The following is a 19,752-nucleotide window of genomic DNA, read 5'->3' on the forward strand; positions in this document are numbered from 1 at the left end:
TCACGGTGCTGAATGGCGGGAAACCAGCCTGGTTCGGGTAGCGCGCACCAGGGTTGCGGCCCCCTGGCTTCGCACCCCTGACGGACCTCGGGCACGTGTGGCCGAGATCATGTCCTTCCCAGTCGAACCCTACGTCAATGCGGCGCCGCAGGACTGCCCGGGAGCGTGACGAGGATGCGGCAGCCCCGTGACGATTCGGCCACGCCGATCCGGCCCCCGTGCAGCTCGACCGCCCAGCGGGCGATCGCCAGGCCCAGCCCGGTGCCCCCGTCGCCGCCGCTGGCGCTGCCCCGGTTGAACCGCTCGAAGACCCGGTGGCGCTCGGCCTCGGGGATCCCGGGGCCCTCGTCCACCACCTCCAGGGCGAGGCTGCCGGGCGCCTCGCCGGCCCGGGCGCGGACGGTGACCCGGCCGAGCGCCGGGCTGTGCTTGACCGCGTTGTCGATCAGGTTCGCCACCACCTGGTGCAGCCGCTCGGCGTCCGCGTACGCCGTCAGCCCGGGCGGGAACACGTCCAGGTGCAGGTGCACGTCGTTGCGGGTGTGCCCGCCGGAGCCGGAGGCCAGCCCCGGCCGGCCGGCCGCCGCGAGCCCCGATTCCTTCAGCACCCCCGACAGGTACGGCCACACCTCGAAGCGGCGGGCCTTCAGCGGGACCACCCCGTTGTCCACCCGGGACAGGTCCAGCAGCGTCCCGACCAGCCGGCCGAGGCGCTCCGTCTGCTTCAGCATGGTCCGCATCGTCTCCGGATCGGCCTCGGAGACCCCGTCCACCACGTTCTCCAGCACCGCGCGCAGCGCCGCGATCGGCGTGCGCAGCTCGTGGGAGACATTGGCGACGAGCTCCCGGCGGTGCCGGTCCACGGCCTCCAGGTCGTCCGCCATCAGGTTGATCGTGGAGGCCAGGTCGCCCAGCTCGTCGCGGCGGCCCGCCCCGCGCACGCGGCGGGTGAAGTCCCCGTGCGAGATCGCCCGCGCCACCCGCGTCATCTCGTCCAGCGGGGCGGTCAGGCTGTGCGCCACGAACTGGGTGATCAGCATCGAGGCGATCACCGAGAACACGGTGATGAAGCGCAGCTCGGTGTCGGTGCGCAGGGCCACCATCAGCAGCCCCGTGGTGATGAAGACCGACACCACCACCAGCGTGCCGAGCTTGGTCTTGATCGAGAAGGGGGAGAACGGGCGCAGCCCGCCGCTGAAGGCATCGGCTCCAGCGGAGCGGCCGGCGCCGCGCCCCCTGCCGGGGCGGGCGCCGCTCACGCCTGCGCCGGGGTCTCCAGGGCGTACCCGACGCCGTGGACCGTACGGATCCGCTCCGCACCGATCTTCCGGCGCAGGGCCTTGATGTGGCTGTCGACCGTACGGGTGCCGGAGGCGTCGGCCCAGTCCCAGACCTCCGCCAGCAGCTGCTCCCGGGAGAGCACCGCCCGCGGGGTGCCCGCCAGGCAGACGAGCAGGTCGAACTCGGTCGGCGTCAGGTGGACGTCCTCCGCCTGCACCCGGACCCGGCGCTGCGCGTGGTCGATCTCCAGGTCCCCGAGCCGCAGGGTGGCCCCGCGGGGGGCGGTCGCGGCCAGCGTGGCGCGCTCCACCCGGCGCAGCAGGACGTGGACCCGGGCCGCCAGCTCGCGCATGGAGAACGGCTTGGTCATGTAGTCGTCCGCCCCGACCCCGAGCCCGACCAGCATGTCGGTCTCGTCGTCGCGCGCGGTCAGCATCAGCACCGGCACCGGGCGCTGGGCCTGGACCCGGCGGCAGACCTCCAGGCCGTCGAAGCCGGGCAGCATCACGTCCAGGACCAGCAGCTCCGGCTGCCAGCTCTCGGCCGCGGCCACGGCGGCCGGCCCGTCGAAGGCCGTCTGCACCTGGAAGCCCTCGGCGCGCAGCCGCGCCGCGATGGCGTCGGCGATGGTGCGGTCGTCCTCGACCACGAGCACGCGCCGCTGGGCGCCGGGAGTGGCCGCGGCGCCGCCGTGGGTGGTGTGCGTCGTCTGTTCCATGTCCCGCCCCTGAAGATCCGCGTGATGGGGGCAGCGTAGAGGAGCCACCGGCCTGCGGCTATGAGGGGTTCAGACAGCGAAAACGCCGGAGTCATTGGTTCCGCTTGGGGGCGGAATCGGGATATGGGCGGTGATGCCGGGCCTGGTGAACGTGCTCGAAACGTTACCTCGGCAGCCCGGCGGACCCGGCGCCTCCGGCACGGCGGACCCGGCCCGCCCGGGCCCGGGCTCAGGGGGCCTCGAACGGGGGAAGCGCAGACAGGACGTCCGACAGCCCCGCCGGGATGCTGCCGTCGGCCGCCATGACCTCGAAGCCGCCGTACACGAAGGCGTACGTGAACCCGTCGTACACCGTCGGGCCGCCCGTCGGCACCCGCGGCAGGTGCGGGAAGTCCGCCGCCGCGAGCGCGCCCCGCAGCCGCGCCAGGCCGTCCGGCGACAGCCTGCCCGCGCCGACCTGCCGGGCCCTGCCGTCCAGCCGGAGCCAGGAGCCGTCGCCCTTGACCAGCAGGCTCCAGGTCCGGCCGGCGAAGCCGCCGCTGCGGGTGACGGTCACCAGGCGCTCGGCCGCGGAGGTCGGCCCGGCGGTCGGCGATGCCTCCGGCGGCGTGGCCGGGGGCCGGGGCGGGGCGGTCGCGGGTGGGGCGGCGGTCGGGGGCGGGGCCGACGGGCCGGGGCCCGTACGGCCGGCGGCACTCCCGGAGGAGGGGCTCGCAGGGGCAGCCCCGTCCCCGCCGCCCGCGCCGCACCCCGCCAGGACCACCACACCCAGCAGCACCGCTGCCGTCGCTCTGCTCGCGCGCACACCCCACCCCCGCAGGAACCCGGGCCGACCCCCGAGTATGGAGTCGGCCGCGCCCGTACGGAAAGCACCCGGAGGACGACATCCGCACCGCAGTCACGCGATGCCCGCCTCCGCTCCTCGCCGCGCTCCTCGGCCTGTGGGGCCTCGCGCGCGGCGGCGGGGGCGGCAGCATGTGGCGCGACGAGGCCGTCACCTGGGAGGTCGCGCACCGCCCGCTCGGCGGGCTGGCGGAACTGCTCGGGCACGTCGATGCCGTCCACGGCCTCTACTACCTCCTGATGCACGCGGTGTTCCGCGCCGCCGGCGGCGATCCGGACGGCGCCGCGGGAGCCGCCGCGGCCCTGTGGGCGCTGCGCCTGCCGTCCGTTGCCGCCACCGCCCTCGCCGCCGCCGGAGCGGCCGCCGTCGGCCGGCGGCTCGCGGGGGAGCGGGCCGGGCTGCTCGGCGGGCTGGTCTACGCCGTACTGCCGCCCGTACAGATGTACGCCCAGGAGGGGCGCTCGTACGCGCTGGTCGCGGCGGCCGTCGTCTGGGCCACGTACCTGATGCTGTGCGAGCGCTGGACCGCCTACGGCGCGGTGCTGCTGCTCGGATGCTGGCTGCACGAGTTCGCCGCCCTCGCGCTGCTCGCGCACGCCGTCACCGCCCGCCGCTCGCCCGGCTGGCGGCGCGCGGCCGCCGCGGTGCTCGCCCTGACGCTGCCCCTGGCCGCCGTCAGCGCCCGCCAGGCCGAGCAGCAGCTCGGCTGGCTCGGCCGGCCGAAGTGGCAGGACTGGGCGGCGTACGCGGTCCTCGCGGCCGCCGTGTGGCTGCTCACCCGGGGCGGCGCGCTGCCGCGGGACCTCGTCCGGGTCGCCGTGCCGCTGGCACTGCTGCCGCCCGGGCTGCTGATGGCGGTCTCGCTGGTCCACCCCTGGTACGTCGACCGGTACGTCCTCTACGCCCTGGCCGGACTCGCCCTGGCCGCCGGGGCCCGCCTCGCGGCGCTGCGCACCTGGCGGCCGTGGCTCGGGGTCGCCCTGCTCCTGCTGCCGATCGGGTGGTGGTCGGTGTGGCTGCGCACCCCCGAGAGCCGCAAGGACGACGCCCTCGCGGTGGCCGCCGCCGTCCGGGAGCGGGCCCGCCCCGGGGACGCGGTGCTGTTCATGCCGGCCCGGCGGCGCGCCTGGCTGCTGCCCTCGCCCGGGGTCTACCGCAGCCTGCAGGACCTGGCCCTGGACCGCTCCCCGGCGGCCTCGGCCTCCCTGTGGGGCACCGAACTGCCGGCGGCGGAGATCAGGGAGCGGCTCGCGGCCGCCCCGCGGGTGGTGGCCCTGCTCGATCCGGCTGGGCAGCCGCTCGACCCGTACCCGGAGGAGGCCGCGAAGCGGGAGGCGCTGGCCGCCCGGTTCACGCTGTGCTCCGTGGACGAGGTCCGCGGGGCCCGCATCGCCGTGTACGCAGCCCGCCCGGGCACCTGCCGCTGACCGGCGGCCGCCCGGTTGCCGCTTTCGTCGCGGCCCGCGGGCGCCGCCGCGCGGACCTGCTCCCCGCCCCGCCCTTCCGCCGCTTCCCGGAGCTCCGTCGCGGTCCGCGTCCGCCTCGAACGCCGGCGGAGCCGGAAGATCCGGCCCTCCGCCCGGTGACCGGGGCCGGCCCGTGCGGCAGGCGGGCGGGGCAAGATGAGGGCGGCACTTGCATCGGGGATTCGGGGGACGCACCGCATGGACACGGCACGCACGACACCGCACGCGGCCACGGGAGTCGGGCACGAGGAGGTGGGTCCGCTGGTCGGGGCCGACTGGCTGGCCGCCCGGCTCGGCAGCCCCGGACTCGTCGTCTTCGACGCCTCCGTCGGCGCCCACCGCGGCGCCGGCCGGCGGATTCCCGGGGCGCGGCCCTTCGACCTCGACGGGGAGCTGTCCGACCACGACGCCCCCGCCCCGCACACCATGCCCGGCGCCGCCGCGTTCACCGAGACGATGCGGGCCCTCGGCCTGGACGACGCCGCCACCGTCGTCGTCTACGACGGCGCCGGGATCTACTCCAGCGCCCGCGCCTGGTGGATGCTGCGCGCCATGGGCTTCGACCGGGCCGCCGTCCTCGACGGGGGCCTGCCCGCCTGGACCGCCGCCGGGCTGCCCGTCGAGGCCGCGCAGCCGGCGTACGAGGGGCCCCGCGGCTCCTTCACCGCCCGGCCGCGGCCGGGGCTGCTGGTCGGCAGCGATGCCGTCGGCGCCGCCCTGGCCGACCCCGCCGCGGCCGTGGTGGACGCCCGGAGCCGGGAGCGGTTCGCCGGGACGGCGCCCGAGCCGCGGCCGGGCCTGCGCGGCGGGCACATGCCCGGGGCGGTCAACCTGCCGTTCGGCGAGCTCCAGCGGGAGGGCGGCCTGATGCGGCCCGCCGCCGAGCTCCGCGACGCCTTCGCGGCGCTGGTGGGGGAGCGCGAGCAGCTGGTGTTCAGCTGCGGCTCGGGGGTGACGGCCTGCGTCCTCGCGCTCGGCGCGGCCCTCGCCGGCTACTCCCGCCTCGCGGTGTACGACGGCTCGTGGACGGACTGGGCCATGCGGCCGGAGCTGCCGGCGGTGACCGGCCGTAGGGCGGAGCTGTTCGCGGGCGGCCCCGCGTCCGGGGAACGGTTCGCCGGCCCGGCGACGGGGGACGAGCGGAGCATCCTGACCGGCGTCCTGGAGGCCCAGCGGGCGACGCTCGAACTGAAGTGCTCCGGTCTGGGCGCCGAACTGGCGCTGCGGTCGGTCGAGCCGTCCACGCTCTCCCTGCTGGGCCTGGTGCGGCACCTCGCCGACGTCGAGCGCCGCTGGTTCCGGAACGTCCTGGCGGGGCAGGAGGCACCGGCCCTGTTCTCCTCGGAGGCGGACCCGGACGGGGACTTCGACGGGGTGGCGGCGCCCGGCCCGGGCCCCGGAGCCGACACCGCCGATGCCGCCCGGGCGGCATGGGAGGCCTGGCGCGCCGAGGCCGCGTTCGCCCGCGCCTTCGCCGCGGACGCCCCCGACCTCGACGTGGAGGGGGACGACGTTTGGCGCGGCCGGGTGTCCCTGCGCTGGGTCCTGGTCCACATGATCGAGGAGTACGCCCGCCACAACGGCCATGCGGACCTCCTGCGCGAACGCATCGACGGCGCGATCGGCCTCTGACCGGCCCGCCGTCTGCGACAACGCCCCCGCGTCACCCGCCGCATGACGGGGTGCCAGACCCTCCTCCGTGACGCGGCGGTGCGGCCGGGGTCGACGGTTCACGCCGTGCTGCGCCGCTCCGGTCGGGTGGGGTGGCGAGCGACGGCGGATAGGGGCCTGTTCGTGTGACGTGGGCCACTCCGTGACCCCACTCTCCCTCCTGTTCGCCCGAGGCGAACAGGAGTTGGGGAACATCGGGAGGCGCACATGCATTGAGTCGGCATAGCTCAACTTCACTGCCGGAGGGAAGATCATGGCTTCGACGTCCGTAACGCTCACCCTGCCCGTGCTGCCGCTCGACGACGAGGTCGTGCTGCCCGGAATGGTCGTGCCGCTGGACCTGTCCGACGCCGAGGTGCGGGGCGCCGTCGAGGCCGCCCAGGCCGCGGTCCGCAGCGGGAAGCCCCGGGTGCTGCTCGTTCCGCGGGTCGACGGCAAGTACGCCGGCACCGGTGTGCTCGGAACCGTCGAGCAGGTGGGCCGGCTCTCCGACGGTGACCCCGGGGCGCTCATCCGCGGCATCGGCCGCGTCCGCATCGGCGCCGGGACCACCGGGCCCGGAGCCGCCCTCTGGGTCGAGGGCGAGAGCGTCGACGAACGGCTGGCCGATCCGCTGCCCGGATCCGTCACCGAGCTCGTCAAGGAGTACAAGGCCCTCGCCACCAGCTGGCTCAAGAAGCGCGGCGCCTGGCAGGTCGTCGACCGCATCCAGCAGATCGAGGGCGTCTCCGCCCTCGCCGACAACTCCGGTTACTCCCCCTTCCTCACCGTCGCCCAGAAGGTCGAGCTCCTGGAGACCGCCGACCCGGTCGCCCGCCTCAAGCTCGCCGTCGCCTGGCTGCGCGACCACCTCGCCGAGCAGGACGTCGCCGAGTCCATCGCCAAGGACGTCCAGGACGGCGTCGAGAAGCAGCAGCGCGAGTTCCTGCTGCGCCGTCAGCTGGAGGCCGTGCGCAAGGAGCTGCGCGAGCTGGGCGGCGAGAAGGAGGGCGAGGAGTCCGACGACTACCGCAGCCGCGTCGAGGCCGCCGACCTCCCCGAGAAGGTGCGCGAGGCCGCCCTGAAGGAGATCGAGAAGCTGGAGCGCGCCAGCGACCAGTCCCCCGAGGGCTCCTGGATCCGCACCTGGCTCGACACCGTCCTCGAACTGCCCTGGAACGAGCGGACGGAGGACGCGTACGACATCCGCGGCGCCCGCGCCGTCCTGGACGCCGAGCACGCCGGGCTCAGCGACGTGAAGGACCGCATCACCGAGTACCTCGCCGTGCGCAAGCGCCGCTCCGAGCGCGGGATGGGCGTCATCGGCGGCCGCCGCGGCGGCGCCGTCCTCGCCCTCGTCGGCCCGCCCGGCGTGGGCAAGACCTCCCTCGGGGAGAGCGTCGCCCACGCCATGGGGCGGAAGTTCGTGCGCGTCGCCCTGGGCGGCGTGCGGGACGAGGCCGAGATCCGCGGACACCGCCGCACGTACGTGGGCGCCCTGCCCGGCCGCATCGTCCGCGCCATCAAGGAAGCCGGGTCCATGAACCCGGTCGTGCTCCTCGACGAGATCGACAAGGTCGGCTCCGACTTCCGCGGCGACCCGGCCGCCGCCCTCCTGGAGGTCCTCGACCCGGCCCAGAACCACACCTTCCGCGACCACTACCTGGAGGTCGAGCTCGACCTCAGCGACGTCGTCTTCCTCGCCACGGCCAATGTGCTGGAGGCCATCCCCGAGGCCCTCGCCGACCGCATGGAGCTCGTCCGCCTCGACGGCTACACCGAGGACGAGAAGATCGTCATCGCCCGTGACCACCTGCTGCCCCGCCAGCTCGAGCGGGCGGGCCTCGCCGCCGACGAGGTCGTCCTGGAGGAGGGCGCCCTGCGCAAGCTCGCCGGCGAGTACACCCGCGAGGCCGGCGTGCGCACCCTGGAGCGGTCCATCGCCCGGCTGCTGCGCAAGGTGGCCTCGCAGCACGAACTGGGGGAGAAGGAGCTGCCGCTGCGGATCGGGGCCGAGGACCTGCGCGACCTGATCGGCCGGCCGCACCACGTCCCGGAGTCCGCGCAGGACCCGGCCGAGCGGCGCACCGCCGTCCCCGGCGTGGCCACCGGCCTCGCGGTGACCGGCGCCGGCGGCGACGTCCTCTTCGTCGAGGCCTCCCTCGCCGACCCCGAGACCGGCGCCGCCGGGCTCACCCTGACCGGCCAGCTGGGCGACGTGATGAAGGAGTCCGCGCAGATCGCGCTGAGCTTCCTGCGCTCGCACGGGGCGGAGCTGGAGCTGCCCGTCGCCGACCTGAAGGACCGGGGCGTCCACATCCACTTCCCGGCGGGCGCCGTCCCCAAGGACGGGCCGAGCGCGGGCATCACCATGACCACCGCCCTCGCCTCCCTGCTGTCGGGGCGGCAGGTCCGCACGGACGTGGCCATGACCGGCGAGGTGTCGCTGACCGGGCGGGTGCTGCCGATCGGCGGGGTCAAGCAGAAGCTGCTCGCCGCGCACCGCGCCGGGCTGACCACGGTCATCATCCCGAAGCGCAACGAGGCCGACCTCGACGACGTGCCGGCGGAGGTGCTGGAGGGGCTGGAGGTGCATCCGGTGACGGACGTGCGCCAGGTGCTCCAGCTCGCGCTGGCCCAGGGCGGGGCCCCCGCCCAGCCGGTCCCCGTCACCACGGCCGCCTGAGGCCGCGCAGACGGCCCGGGAGTCCCGCTGCGGCGGGGCCCCGGGCCGTCGCCGCACGCCCTGCGAAATACTGGAGGCCTCCGGCACACGGGTGCCGGGCCACGGACGGGATCGACGGGAGCGGCACGTGCACGGCAGCGAAGACCAGGAGTTCCTCGCCCTGGAGCGGGAGCTGTCCGTCTTCCTGCGGCGGGCCCGCGCCTCCTCCGGGGAGATGGCCCGCGCCCTGCACCCCGAGCTGGAGCCGGCCGCGTACGGACTCCTCGTCCGGCTGGAGGCCGCCGGGCGCCAGCGCGCCACCGAGCTGGCCGCGTACTTCGGGGTCGGCAAGGCCACCATGAGCCGGCAGCTGCGGGCCCTGGAGGTACTGGGGCTGGTGGCCCGGGAGCCGGACCCCGCCGACGGGCGGGCCTTCCTCGTCGGGCTCACCGAGGAGGGCCGCGAGCGGTTCCTGCGGGTGCGGGGGGCCCGGCGCGAGCAGTACATGCGCAAGCTCGCCGACTGGGACCGCGGCGAGGTCGCGGAGCTCGCCCGCCTGCTGAACCAGCTGAACCAGGGCGAGGAATAACCCCCGCTCGGGCGAGAGCCCGCCGGCCTTCGCAGCCGGGTTCCCCGGGGCGCCGCCCCCGGACCCCGGGCGGCGCGGCGGCCGAGACGGCCTAGAGCTCAGCGTAGGCGGCCGAGGCGTCGTCGTGGCGTTTGGCGCGGGGCCGGGGGTGGGCCGGGGTCGCCTCCAGGGCGCGGACGCGGCCGATCAGGCCCCGCGCCCCCTCCCGCCGCAGCACCGCCAGGCACCGCGCCCAGTCCCCCTCCGCGAAGGTGTCCGTCCACCGGCTCGCCCCGTCGGTGAGCGCGGCCACCGCCCGGACCCGGTCGCGCGGGGTGCGCCCGGTCACCGCCCGTGCCGCGACCGCCGGGTCCGCGGCCGCCGTGAAGAACCCGCCCTCCGCATTGCGCAGGGCGTCCGCCGACGCCCGGGTGCGCAGCGCCTCCCGCGGGAGGCGGTCGAGGCGGTCGTCGAGGACCGCGGTCACCTCCCCGCAGGGCGCCTCCAGCAGCAGGACGGAGTCCGAGAGGACGAGGTGCTCCACGTACGCCTCGTCCCAGCGGACCAGCACCACCGTCGCCTGCGGGGTGCGCACGTGAGAAAGGTCACACGTGCTGCGGTGGGCATCGGCGGTCTCGCGGATGGACTCCGCCAGGATCCGGTCCAGCGGCATGTCCCGCCGCGATCCGGACAGTTCGGTCAATCGGCCCCCGAGCCGCGTCGTGAACCACGGAACGCCGTGCGCGCACCCGACGTCGCCGGCCGGCGGCGTGACCCCGTCGAGGGCGACCAGGACGCCGCCGCCCGAGGCGGGCGTCGCGGCTGATAGCCAGTCCTCGTTGGGGCGTTCCGGGTTGCCGGGGGCCGTGGCGAGGTCGATGCGCATGCGGACATTCTGCCCGCGGCACCCCCGCGGCGGGCCGGATCGCCCGGGAAGGTCCGTACCAGCGGCCGGTGTCGGGGCCGGGTGCCGCCTCCCCGCCGTCCGGGGCCGCCCGGAGGCCCGTCCGGCACATGTGGGCGCGCATATTGCCAAAGCCCCCGTCGATGTTTCAACCACCTGCCGGTGGAAGCCCTCCGAAGTCACGCCGCCGAGTTGGTTGCCAACTCATCCGTGATGTTCACTCGTTCGAGTGGCCGGGTGGGCGATGTGAGGCTCTCTCCCCAACACACTGCGAAGGTCTGAGGCGGTACGAGGGGGCAGGGGGCGTTTACTTGTTGACCGGCCGTTACCTCGGCCACACGAGTAGACGAGCACGAGCACACGTACAGGATTGCGAGCACCGGTGCAGAAGAAGCGGTCTCGGAAGAACGGCACCGCCACCGACGGACCCGCCCCCGCAGGACGCCGCGTCCGCGTGCGCAGCAGGCTGGTCGTCGGTGTCGCCGTCGCCGGACTCACCGTCCTCGCGGCCGGCGCCCCCGCCGTCGTCACGGCGACCCGCGAGCTGAACGACTCCCAGGCGCTGGTCACCCTCGCCGAACAGGCCCAGCACACCCTCACCCTCGCCCACCTCCTCGGCGACGAGCGCGACGCCGTCGTCGAGTACGTGGCCAAGGGCCGCCCCGGAGGCCAGGCCAAGTCCGCCGTCCAGGAGCGCGTCCTCCTCACCGACCGGCAGCTCGACGAGGTCAAGGCCGAGGCCGACGAACCGCTCGCCAAGGCCCTCGCCCGCGTCCAGGCCGTCCGCGCCGAAGCCGTCGACGGCAAGGGCAGCGCCCTCGCCGCCCACCAGGCCTACTCCGCCGTCGTCGCGGAACTCCTCGCACCGGGCGACCGGCTCGCCGAGCAGACCCCGCCGCGCGCCGAGGCCGCCCTCGCCACCACCCGCCCGCTGGCCCCCCTCGGCCAGGCCGTGGAGCAGGCCTCCGCCACCCGCGGGCTGCTCCTCGCAGCGCTGGCCGTCCCCCGCGGCGACCAGCAGCCCGGCGCGGCCGTCTCCGACGAGCTCAGCACCGCCGCCCAGCGGGCCCGCGTACGGGAGCAGGCCGCGCTGGAGGACTTCACGCGCGTCGCCCGGCCCGACATCCGGCAGAACCTCGCCGCCACCGTCACCGGCCCCGAGGTCAAGGCCGCCGACGACCACCTCAAGCGGCTCACCGAACGCCCCACGCTCTCCGCGGCCGACCGCAAGGGCGACACCGCCGCCGTCGGCACCGCCCTCACCGCCCGCATCGACCGCATGCGGTCCGTGGAGGCCACCCTCGCCGGACAGCGGTCGACCGCCCTCGCCGCCCAGCGCGACGACGACGTGACCCGGCTGGAACTGCTGCTCGCCGTCCTCGGCGTGCTGTTCCTCGTCGCCGTCGGCGTCTCCACGGCCGTCGCCCGCTCCCTCACCCGGCCGCTGTCCGTACTGCGGCGCGGCGCGGCCCGCCTCGCGACGCCCGAGGGCTCCGTCGAACCGGTCCGCTTCACCGGCCGCAACGACGAGTTCGCCGAGGTCGTCCGCCACCTCAACGCCGTACGCGACCAGACGGTCGCCCTGCACACCAAGATCGCCGGCCTCGACGCCGACCAGCGCCGCCTCATCGGCCGCAACGAGGCCCTCGCCTCCGGCCGCGACGCCCTGGAAGCCGAACTCGACCGGCTGCGCGAGAGCCTCGAAGAGCACCGGCGCGTCATGTCGACGACCTCGGTCTCCCTGTCGCTGCGCACCCTCGGCCTCGTCGAGCGCCAGCTCGCCGTCATCGAGGAGCTGGAGGCCAAGGAGCAGGACCCGGACCGGCTGGAGACCCTCTTCAAGCTGGACCACCTGGCGACCGTGATGCGCCGCCACAACGAGAACCTGCTCGTCCTCGCCGGACAGGAGCACGGCCCCGGCGCCGGCGCACCGGTGCCGCTCGTCGACGTCATGCGGGCCGCGGTCAGCGAGATCGAACGCTACGAGCGCGTCGACCTCGCCGTCCTGCCCGCCTTCGTGCAGGTCGCCGGCCACGCCGCCGACGACATCTCCCACGTGCTCGCCGAGCTGCTGGAGAACGCGACGACGTTCTCCCCGCCCGGAGCCAAGGTCAAGGTGTCGGGCCGGCTGCTGGACGGCGGCGACGTGGTGCTGTCCGTCGTGGACGAGGGCATCGGCGTCACCGCCGACCGGCTGGAGGCGCTCAACGCCCGGCTGGCCACGCCCGAGGCCTACGACGAGGAGTCCGAGGCGGAGCACGGCCTCGGCCTCGGCCTGTACGTGGCCGGACGCCTCGCGGCCCGGCACGGCGTCACCGCCGAGCTGCGCGCCCCGCAGCACGGCGGCACCGAGGCCCTGGTGGTCGTCCCGGCCGCCCTGCTGCCGGACGGCCCGCCCGCCTCGCCCTCGCCCGTCCACACCGCCTCCGCCACGCCGGGCCTGCCGCACTACCAGCTCCCGGGCGTGGTCGCCGAGGCCAACGAGAACACCCTCCAGCCGCGGCTCCGGCCGACGGCGGAGGGGGACTTCGGGATGGCCGCGGAAACCGGATCCGCCGACGGCCGGGACACCGACCCGCTGACGGGCTCGGAGCCCCTCGTCGACGGCTTCGCCGCCGACGCCGCGGCCGACGCCGCCGCGTACGGAGACGGGCCGGCCGACGGGTTCGCCGCCGGGCCGGCCGACGCCGAGCCCGTGGCGGATCCCGAGGCGGATGCCGCCCGGGTGCGGGTCCCCGCCCAGGGGGCGGCGCCCGTGGCACCGGCCGACGCCCCGGCCCCCGCTGCGCAGAGCGGAGCCGGGCTGCCTCCGGCCGAGCAGGTCTTCACCGTCCGGGCACCCGAGGCCGCCGACGCCGGGGCCGACGCGCACGGCGCCGCGGCCGCGGACGGGCCGGCCCCGCTGCCGGTGCGCGAGCGCGCGCCGCAGGAGGGGCTGCCGCCCGCCGAGCAGGTGTTCACTGCGCAGACCCCGGCCGACCGGGATCCCGGAGACGAACTCCTCGCGCGGGTCGTCCCCGACGCGGAACCGGGCGCCTTCGCGGTGCCCGACCCCGGCCCGGCGGCCGCGGAGTTCTCGACGGACTCCGCGCAGCCGGCCCCCGTAACGGAAGAGAACCCCTCGCTGCCCGGGCGGTCCGCCCCAGCCGGCGCCCCCGACGCGGAACGGCTGCCCCCGGCCGACCAGGTCTTCACCGCGGACGGCGCGCCGGCGGAACCGCACCGGCACGCACCCGCCGAGGACGACTGGGTGCCGCGCCAGGGGAGCCACCCCGACGCGGCGCCCGAGGCCCTCACCGAGGCCGCCACCGAGGCCGTCACCGCGAAGGGCCTGCCCAAGCGGACCCCGCGCACCGTGGCCGCCGGCGGCCGGGCCCACCCCGGCAGCGGCACCGCCCCCGGTGCCGGCCCCGCCCGGCCCGCACCGCGCCGCGTCGACGCGGACGAGCTGCGGCGCCGGCTCGGCGGCTTCTACCAGGGGACGCGGGACGGGCGGCGCGTCGTGGCCGCCGAGCTCGCACAGGACACCGACCAGGGGGACACCGCACAGGAGGACGCACGCACATGACCGCGCCCAGTACGTACGGACTGAGCACCCAGGCCCGCAACCTGCAGTGGCTGCTGACGGACCTGGTCGAGGAGGTGCCCGGCGTCAACTCCGTCGCCGTCGTGTCCTCGGACGGGCTCCTGCTGCTGTCCTCCGACCCCGGAGGCGCCGCCGCCTCCGCCGTGGGCGCGGGGGGCCGGGGGGCGGTGAAGAGCCCGCGCGGCGCGTCCGCCGACCTCGCCACCATCGTCTCCGGCCTCGGCAGCCTCACCACCGGCGCCGCCGCCCTCATGGACGGAGGGGGCGTCAAGCAGACCATGGTGGCGATGGAGTACGGTTCCGTCTTCGTCATGGCCATCAGCGACGGCTCGCTGCTCGGCGTGCACGCCACCCCGGACTGCGACATGAGCGTCGTCGCGTACCACATGGCGCTGTTCGTCGGACGCGCCGGACACGTCCTGACGCCCGAAGTCCGCAGCGAGCTGCGCCAGTCGATGGAGAAGACCACGTGAGGAGCCCGGCCCCGGCATCCGACCGGCTGCCGATACGCGGGGCCGACCGCCGGCCCGCCCGCGTCCGCCCGTACTCGCTCACGGGCGGCCGCACCCGTTTCACGCAGGTCCTGCACGTGGAGACCTTCGTCGCCGCGCTCGACACGCGCGTCTCGCAGCCGCAGAAGGCCGACGGCGAGACCGGCGACGCGGACGGCGCGGGAGCGGGCACCGGGACCGGCCCGGGCTCCGTCCCGGGCTCGGGCTCCGGCTCGGGCGACCGCATGCCCGAGATGCCCGCGATCGTCGAAGTCTGCCGCCGCATGCGCACCATCGCCGAGATAGCCGCGCTGCTGAAGCTGCCGCTCGGCGTGGTCCGCGTCCTGGTCAGCGACCTCGCCGACCAGGGAAGGATCCGCGTCTACGGAACCGGGCACGGCCCGGGCCGTCCCGACCGCGCGCTGCTCGAAAGGGTGCTCAGTGGCCTTCGCCGTCTGTGAAACCGCCATCGACGACGAGCCCGTCCAGCCCTGGCAGTATGACCGCTCCCGCGCCCCCGTCGCCGTCAAGGTGCTGGTCGCGGGCGGCTTCGGCGTCGGCAAGACCACGTTCGTGTCGTCCGTCTCCGAGATCACCCCGCTGCGCACCGAGGCGGTGATGACCCAGGCCAGCCTCCCGACCGACGACCTGTCGGCGACGCCGGACAAGAACACCACCACCGTCGCGATGGACTTCGGCCGCATCACCCTCGCCGACGACCTCGTGCTGTACGTGTACGGGACGCCGGGCCAGGAGCGGTTCTGGTTCATGTGGGACGACCTGGTGCGCGGCGCCATCGGCGGCATCGTCATGGCCGACACCCGCCGGCTGCGGGACTGCTTCCCCGCCCTCGACTACTTCGAGAGCTGTGGGCTGCCGTACGCGGTCGCCGTCAACCACTTCGAGGGCTCGCGGTCGTACGAGCCCGAGGACGTGCGCGAGGCGCTCACGATCCCGCCCCACGTCCCCGTGATGATCATGGACGCGCGGCGCCGGGACACGGTCGTCGACTCCCTGACCACGCTGGTCGCCCACGCCCTCGAGGCGACGCCCGAGTAGTCCGATCCGCCCCGAGCAGTCCTGAGCCGCCCCGAGCGCAGCGGCCCCGCGCGCCGTTCCGCCCGCCCCTCCTCCGCACCTGCCCGAAACGAGAACGTGAGATGCGCAAGATACTCGTCGTGGGGGCCGGCCAGTCCGGCCTCCAACTCGCCATCGGCCTCCAGTCGAAGGGCTACGACGTCACCCTCATGTCCAACCGGACCGCGGACGAGATCCGCACCGGCCGGATCATGTCCACGCAGGTCATGTTCGACACGGCGCTCCAGCACGAGCGCGACCTCGGGCTCAACTACTGGGAGCGCCTCGCCCCGCGCATCGAGGGCATCGGCGTCTCCGTGGCCGGCGCCGACGGCGCCCGGGCCGTGGACTGGCTCGGCCGGCTCAAGGCGTACGCCCAGTCCGTGGACCAGCGCGTGAAGATGGCCGGCTGGCTCGACACCTTCGTCCAGCAGGGCGGGCAGCTCGTCATCCACGGCGCGTCCGTCGCCGACCTCGACTACTTCTCCCGCACGTACGATCTGGTGCTCGTCGCGGCGGGCAAGGGCGAGCTCGTGTCGATGTTCGAGCGGGACGCGAAGCGCTCCCCGTACGACGCGCCGCAGCGCGCACTGGCCGTCTCGTACGTGCACGGGCTCCGCCCGCGTCCCGAGCACCCGCGCACGGAGGCGGTGCGCTGCAACCTGGTGCCGGGCGTGGGCGAGCTGTTCGTCATGCCGACCCTGACCACGTCGGGGCGGGCGGACATCCTGTTCTGGGAGGGGCTCCCGGGCGGGCCGCTCGACGTGTTCCGCGGGGTGAACGATCCGTCGGAGCACCTGGAGCTCACCCTGGAGCTGATGGAGAAGTTCACGCCCTGGGAGTACGAGCGGGCGGTGGACGTCGAACTGACCGACGCGGGCGGCACGCTGGCCGGCCGGTACGCGCCGGTGGTCCGCAACCCCGTCGGGCGGCTGCCGGGCGGCGGGCTGGTGCTGGGCGTCGCGGACGTGGTCGTCGCGAACGACCCGATCACCGGGCAGGGCTCGAACTCCGCGGCGAAGTGCGCCGCCTCGTACCTGTCGTCGATCCTGATGCACGGGGACAAGCCGTTCGACGAGGCCTGGATGAAGGCCACGTTCGACACGTACTGGTTCACGACCGGCAAGCCGGTGACCGACTGGACGAACGCGATGCTGGCCGAGCCGCCGGCGCACGTGCTGGACCTGATCGGGGCGGCGGGGCAGCACCAGGCGGTGGCGGACCGTTTCGCCAACGGCTTCGACAACCCGTCCGACTTCGACACGTACTTCTACGACGCCGAGGACGCGGCGGACTACCTGGCCCAGGCCGCGGCCGCCGCGGGCCGCTAGCCCTCCGGTGCCGGCCGTGACCGGACACTCATGGGGCCGGGGGCCGGGGCCGGGGCCTCGGCGGCTGAGTACCCGGCGTCGTCCTCGGGCACGGCCGCCTCGGGCGCCGGCTGCGGCAGCGGCGGCGGGGTGTAGGCGGGCAGCGGGATGCCGTCGGGATCGGGCCGTACCGCGCCGAGCAGCGGGTTCGCGGCGAGCGGGGAGACCTTCACCGCGGCTCCGGGGCGCGGGGCGTGGACGACCTTGCCGTCACCGAGGTACAGGCCGACGTGCGTGGCGGTGGGGAAGTAGACCACCAGGTCACCCGGCCTCAGCCGGTCCAGCGGTACGTGCGGCAGCTGGGCCCACTGCTCCTGGCTGGTCCGCGGGATCGCCCGGCCGGCGTGCGCCCAGGCCTGCGAGGTGAGCCCGGAGCAGTCGAAGGCCCCCGGTCCCTCCGCGCCCCACACGTACGGCTTGCCGATCTGGGCGGTGGCGTACGCGAGGGCCGCGCCCCCGGCGGCCGTCGGCGTACGGGCGGGAGCCGCGCCGGGAGCGCCCAGCCGGCCGGAGGCCAGCAGCTCCCGCTGCGCGGCGGCCGTGTCGGCGGCCTCGCGCTCCCCCACCCGGGCGAGCTGGTCGGCGGTGAGCGCGGAGAGCATGCGCTCCACCTCCCGGAGCCGGAGCTCCGCCCGGTCCTTGAGCTTCTTGGCCCGGGCGGCGTCGGCCTGCTGGGCGTCGAGGGCCTTGCGGGCGGCGGTGGCCAGGGCGTCGGCCCGCCGTTCGCCGCGGGCGAGGCGGGTCAGGACCCCGGCCTGGCGGGCGCTCTCCCGGGCGGCGAGCCGGCGCTGGTCCTGCGCCGCCTGCAGGTCCCCGGTGAGCAGCATCCGGGCGTACGGGGACAGGCCGCGGGCCGACTGGTACTGCTCCCGGGCGATCCGCCCGGCGGCGGCCCTCTCGGCCCCGAGCGCGGCCCGGGCCCGCCCGAGCGCGGTACTCAGCCGGCGCTCGTCGTCCTGCCGGGCCTTGAGGGCGGCCTCGGCGGCGTCAGAGGCCTCGGCGGCCTCTTCGGCCTCGCGGTACAGCCCCTGAAGCCGGGTCAGCAACGCCCCGATGTCCCCACCGCCGGAAGCGGCCCCGGCCTCCGGCTCGGCCGAGGCCTGAACGGACGGGGAGGCCTGAACGGAGGGGGAGGCCTGAACGGAGGGGGAGGCGGAGGGGACGGGGGCGTCCGGCACCGCAGAGCCCCCCACGGACCCGAAGCGCTCCGAGGCGGAGGGAGAGGGGGACGCGGACGCAGACGGAGAGGCAGAGGCAGACGCGGAGGCCCCAGCCCTGACGGACGCCCGCTCAGAAGCGGCAGGCGAGGCAGGCGAGGCAGCCGAGGCAGGCGAGGCAGGCGCCACGGTCGCCTCGGACGTGGCGTCGGGGGAGGAGGCGGGACGCGGCTCGGCGTGGGTGAGCGAAAGCGGACAGGCCGCGAGCAGGACGGCGGCGATGCAGGCGGAACGAAGCAGACGGCGTGACATGGGAGCACCTCCGGCCCGCCGATGCTGCCACGCCCGATATGACAAACCCCCCACCCGGGACGGCCGCGTCACCCCCCTCACCCGCGCAGCGCACGCCCCCTCACCGACCCAGCCCAGCACGCCCCTTCCGAGGCGGCGGCACCAAGCAACGCCACGCATCACCCGAGCAGCCAGGCGAGTGCCCTGTGCGCGGAGGCAGGGGGGACGGGGTGCGGCCACCCCGTGGGATCCGGGGCGGAGCCCTGGGAACGGTGGAAGGGCGGGGCCGGGGTGCGGCGGGCTCCGCGCAGCGGTGGCCGGCCGCGGGGCGAAGGCGAGTGCCGCTGTGCGCCGGGCATAGGGGCGGAGCCCGTGGGGCACGGCGTGACTCCGCGGAGCGGGGTCCGCCGCAGGGGCCGGGGTGAGGCCACCCTGTGGGGTCCGGGGCGGGGGCAGGGGAGCGGTGGAAGGGTGGGGCGGGGAGCGGCTCCGGGCGGCGGCGGTCGGCGCGGGGTACCGCTGCGGGGCCGGCTGATGGGCGGCCCGTCAGGGGTTCATGAGGCGGGACTTGGCCGCTGCGAACTCCTCCGGGGTCAGGAGGCCCTCGCGGGCCAGGTCGGCCAGCTGGTTCAGGCGGAGCACGAAGTCCGGGCCGGCTTCCGGGCCGGTGCGGCCGGAGCCGCCCGGACCGCCTCGCGGCGCCCGCCCCGGAGCCGCCGGGTCGGCGGGCCAGGCGGCGGCCCCGGCCGCGGTCGCCGTCGGGCCGGCGGGGGAGGCGGGGGCCGACGTCGGCGGAGCCGGGGCCGGCGGGGCGGGGGGCGCCGGCGCGGGCGCCGGCGGGGGCGGGCCCTCCGCGGGCGGGCCCTCCGCGGGCGGGCCCTCCGGGGGCTCGGGTTCGGCGCTCCATTCCTCCGCGTCCCAGGCCTCGCCCTCGCCGGCGCCGGCCGCCGCGTCCGCGTCCCACAGGCCCCCCTCCGCTTCGGCGGCCCACACCTCGCCGCCGGCGTCGGCGTCGGCGGCCCAGGCACCTCCCGCGCCCCCGCCCCGACCCCCACCGGCCTCGGCGCCCCCCGCAGGGCCCGGCTCCTCCTCCGGGATCTGGGCCGCGTCCCACACGTAGGCGCCCCGCGCCAGGATCCCCCGCAGCAGCGGTCGCCCCGGAGGGCGTTGGGACGGGTGGACGACCGGGCCGACGGGGCGGATGAACATCAGGCCGCCCCCAGCCGCTCGGCCGGGATCCGGACCGACCCGGCGATCCGGCCGCCCGCCGCCCGTACGGCCTTGGCCGCGTCCTCCGCCCACACGTGCTCCACCACCAGCAGCAGCGCGCAACTCCCGCACTCCAAGAGGTCGGCCGCCTCCCGTACGTCCTCCGGCCCGATCAGCGGCGCCGCCTCCCGGTGCGCCAGCAGCCCCTTCAGCTCGACGAACTCGTCGAACTCCGCCGCCAGCACCTCGCCCCGCGCGGTCTTGGTGGCCACGAGGCCGTCGATCAGCCGCACGTTCCCCGTCTTCCTCAGCCCCAGCACGGCCTCGACCGCCGGCACCCGCAGCTGCTCCTCGGGGAAGGCGAGGACGATGAATTCCACAGGTCCCATGTGCCGCGGCTCCCACTCGTTCCTGACCGTTTCTGACGACTCTTCGGCACACTATGACATCACCGGACATATCGCCCGCCCGCTTG

16 protein-coding genes and 1 pseudogene are annotated in these 19,752 nt (G+C 75.9%); 10 read left to right on the forward strand and 7 right to left on the reverse strand.

The window, feature by feature from the left end:
* Positions 1-134 precede the first annotated feature (134 nt).
* From AB0953_RS09825 to AB0953_RS09835, 3 genes are all read right to left on the reverse strand, one after another.
* Positions 135-1,187, reverse strand: a complete 1,053-nt coding sequence (locus AB0953_RS09825; RefSeq protein WP_366858949.1) for an ATP-binding protein — start codon at positions 1,185-1,187, stop codon at positions 135-137.
* A 68-nt stretch (positions 1,188-1,255) separates the two neighbouring features.
* Positions 1,256-1,999 (reverse strand): response regulator transcription factor, encoded by a 744-nt coding sequence (locus AB0953_RS09830; protein WP_366858878.1) that lies wholly within the window; start codon positions 1,997-1,999, stop codon positions 1,256-1,258.
* Positions 2,000-2,228: 229 nt separating this feature from the next.
* On the reverse strand, positions 2,229-2,804 hold the full coding sequence (locus AB0953_RS09835) for a hypothetical protein (protein ID WP_366858879.1): 576 nt from the start codon (positions 2,802-2,804) through the stop codon (positions 2,229-2,231).
* Between the two features lie 170 nt (positions 2,805-2,974).
* On the opposite strand from AB0953_RS09835, the gene AB0953_RS09840 reads away from it, so the two are divergent.
* The 5 genes and pseudogenes from AB0953_RS09840 (at position 2,975) to AB0953_RS09860 (ending at position 9,213) form a co-directional block, all read left to right on the forward strand.
* The gene (locus AB0953_RS09840) at positions 2,975-4,270 is read left to right on the forward strand and encodes a hypothetical protein (protein WP_366858880.1); all 1,296 of its coding nucleotides are present in this window, start codon (positions 2,975-2,977) and stop codon (positions 4,268-4,270) included.
* A 237-nt stretch (positions 4,271-4,507) separates the two neighbouring features.
* Positions 4,508-5,377 (forward strand): annotated as a pseudogene (locus AB0953_RS09845) (sulfurtransferase); the annotation flags it as partial.
* On the forward strand, positions 5,369-5,941 hold the full coding sequence (locus tag AB0953_RS09850; RefSeq protein ID WP_366858950.1) for a DinB family protein: 573 nt from the start codon (positions 5,369-5,371) through the stop codon (positions 5,939-5,941). The pseudogene AB0953_RS09845 and the gene AB0953_RS09850, both read left to right, overlap by 9 nt.
* Positions 5,942-6,233: 292 nt before the next feature.
* Positions 6,234-8,645, forward strand: coding sequence for an endopeptidase La (gene lon / locus AB0953_RS09855; RefSeq protein ID WP_366858881.1), 2,412 nt, complete (start codon positions 6,234-6,236; stop codon positions 8,643-8,645).
* Positions 8,646-8,772: 127 nt separating this feature from the next.
* Positions 8,773-9,213 (forward strand): MarR family transcriptional regulator, encoded by a 441-nt coding sequence (locus AB0953_RS09860; protein ID WP_361906736.1) that lies wholly within the window; start codon positions 8,773-8,775, stop codon positions 9,211-9,213.
* A gap of 91 nt (positions 9,214-9,304) precedes the next feature.
* Here AB0953_RS09860 and AB0953_RS09865 read toward each other — a convergent pair whose 3' ends face one another.
* Positions 9,305-10,078: a hypothetical protein gene (locus AB0953_RS09865; protein WP_366858882.1), complete on the reverse strand. Its 774-nt coding sequence runs from the start codon at positions 10,076-10,078 to the stop codon at positions 9,305-9,307.
* A gap of 400 nt (positions 10,079-10,478) precedes the next feature.
* Here AB0953_RS09865 and AB0953_RS09870 point away from each other — a divergent pair, with 400 nt between their 5' ends.
* From AB0953_RS09870 to AB0953_RS09890, 5 genes are all read left to right on the forward strand, one after another.
* Positions 10,479-13,664, forward strand: a complete 3,186-nt coding sequence (locus tag AB0953_RS09870) for a nitrate- and nitrite sensing domain-containing protein (protein WP_366858883.1) — start codon at positions 10,479-10,481, stop codon at positions 13,662-13,664.
* The gene (locus AB0953_RS09875) at positions 13,661-14,155 is read left to right on the forward strand and encodes a roadblock/LC7 domain-containing protein (protein WP_366858884.1); all 495 of its coding nucleotides are present in this window, start codon (positions 13,661-13,663) and stop codon (positions 14,153-14,155) included. Before AB0953_RS09870 ends, AB0953_RS09875 begins: the two co-directional genes overlap by 4 nt.
* Positions 14,152-14,634, forward strand: a complete 483-nt coding sequence (locus AB0953_RS09880; protein WP_366858885.1) for a DUF742 domain-containing protein — start codon at positions 14,152-14,154, stop codon at positions 14,632-14,634. Before AB0953_RS09875 ends, AB0953_RS09880 begins: the two co-directional genes overlap by 4 nt.
* Positions 14,615-15,232 carry an ATP/GTP-binding protein gene (locus AB0953_RS09885; protein ID WP_366858886.1) on the forward strand — a complete coding sequence of 206 codons (618 nt, stop codon included), beginning with the start codon at positions 14,615-14,617 and terminating at the stop codon, positions 15,230-15,232. The genes AB0953_RS09880 and AB0953_RS09885 overlap by 20 nt, the downstream gene beginning before the upstream one ends.
* A gap of 101 nt (positions 15,233-15,333) precedes the next feature.
* Positions 15,334-16,581, forward strand: coding sequence for a styrene monooxygenase/indole monooxygenase family protein (locus tag AB0953_RS09890; protein WP_366858887.1), 1,248 nt, complete (start codon positions 15,334-15,336; stop codon positions 16,579-16,581).
* Here the strand turns inward: AB0953_RS09890 and AB0953_RS09895 are convergent.
* From AB0953_RS09895 to AB0953_RS09905, 3 genes are all read right to left on the reverse strand, one after another.
* On the reverse strand, positions 16,578-17,666 hold the full coding sequence (locus AB0953_RS09895; protein ID WP_366858888.1) for a C40 family peptidase: 1,089 nt from the start codon (positions 17,664-17,666) through the stop codon (positions 16,578-16,580). The genes AB0953_RS09890 and AB0953_RS09895 overlap by 4 nt on opposite strands.
* A 948-nt stretch (positions 17,667-18,614) precedes the next feature.
* Positions 18,615-19,277 (reverse strand): hypothetical protein, encoded by a 663-nt coding sequence (locus AB0953_RS09900; RefSeq protein WP_366858889.1) that lies wholly within the window; start codon positions 19,275-19,277, stop codon positions 18,615-18,617.
* Positions 19,277-19,666, reverse strand: coding sequence for a DUF6325 family protein (locus tag AB0953_RS09905; protein WP_366858890.1), 390 nt, complete (start codon positions 19,664-19,666; stop codon positions 19,277-19,279). Before AB0953_RS09905 ends, AB0953_RS09900 begins: the two co-directional genes overlap by 1 nt.
* Positions 19,667-19,752: the final 86 nt, after the last annotated feature.

The sequence above is a fragment of the Streptomyces sp. NPDC046866 genome, assembly GCF_040704625.1.
GTDB lineage: Bacteria > Actinomycetota > Actinomycetes > Streptomycetales > Streptomycetaceae > Streptomyces.

Coding starts and splice junctions, on each gene's coding strand:
- AB0953_RS09830 (WP_366858878.1), bottom strand. CDS start 1,999: ATGGAACAGACGACGCACACCACCCACGGCGGCGCCGCGGCCACTCCC.
- AB0953_RS09840 (WP_366858880.1), top strand. CDS start 2,975: ATGTGGCGCGACGAGGCCGTCACCTGGGAGGTCGCGCACCGCCCGCTC.
- lon (WP_366858881.1), top strand. CDS start 6,234: ATGGCTTCGACGTCCGTAACGCTCACCCTGCCCGTGCTGCCGCTCGAC.
- AB0953_RS09865 (WP_366858882.1), bottom strand. CDS start 10,078: ATGCGCATCGACCTCGCCACGGCCCCCGGCAACCCGGAACGCCCCAAC.
- AB0953_RS09875 (WP_366858884.1), top strand. CDS start 13,661: ATGACCGCGCCCAGTACGTACGGACTGAGCACCCAGGCCCGCAACCTG.
- AB0953_RS09890 (WP_366858887.1), top strand. CDS start 15,334: ATGCGCAAGATACTCGTCGTGGGGGCCGGCCAGTCCGGCCTCCAACTC.
- AB0953_RS09900 (WP_366858889.1), bottom strand. CDS start 19,277: ATGTTCATCCGCCCCGTCGGCCCGGTCGTCCACCCGTCCCAACGCCCT.
- AB0953_RS09905 (WP_366858890.1), bottom strand. CDS start 19,666: ATGGGACCTGTGGAATTCATCGTCCTCGCCTTCCCCGAGGAGCAGCTG.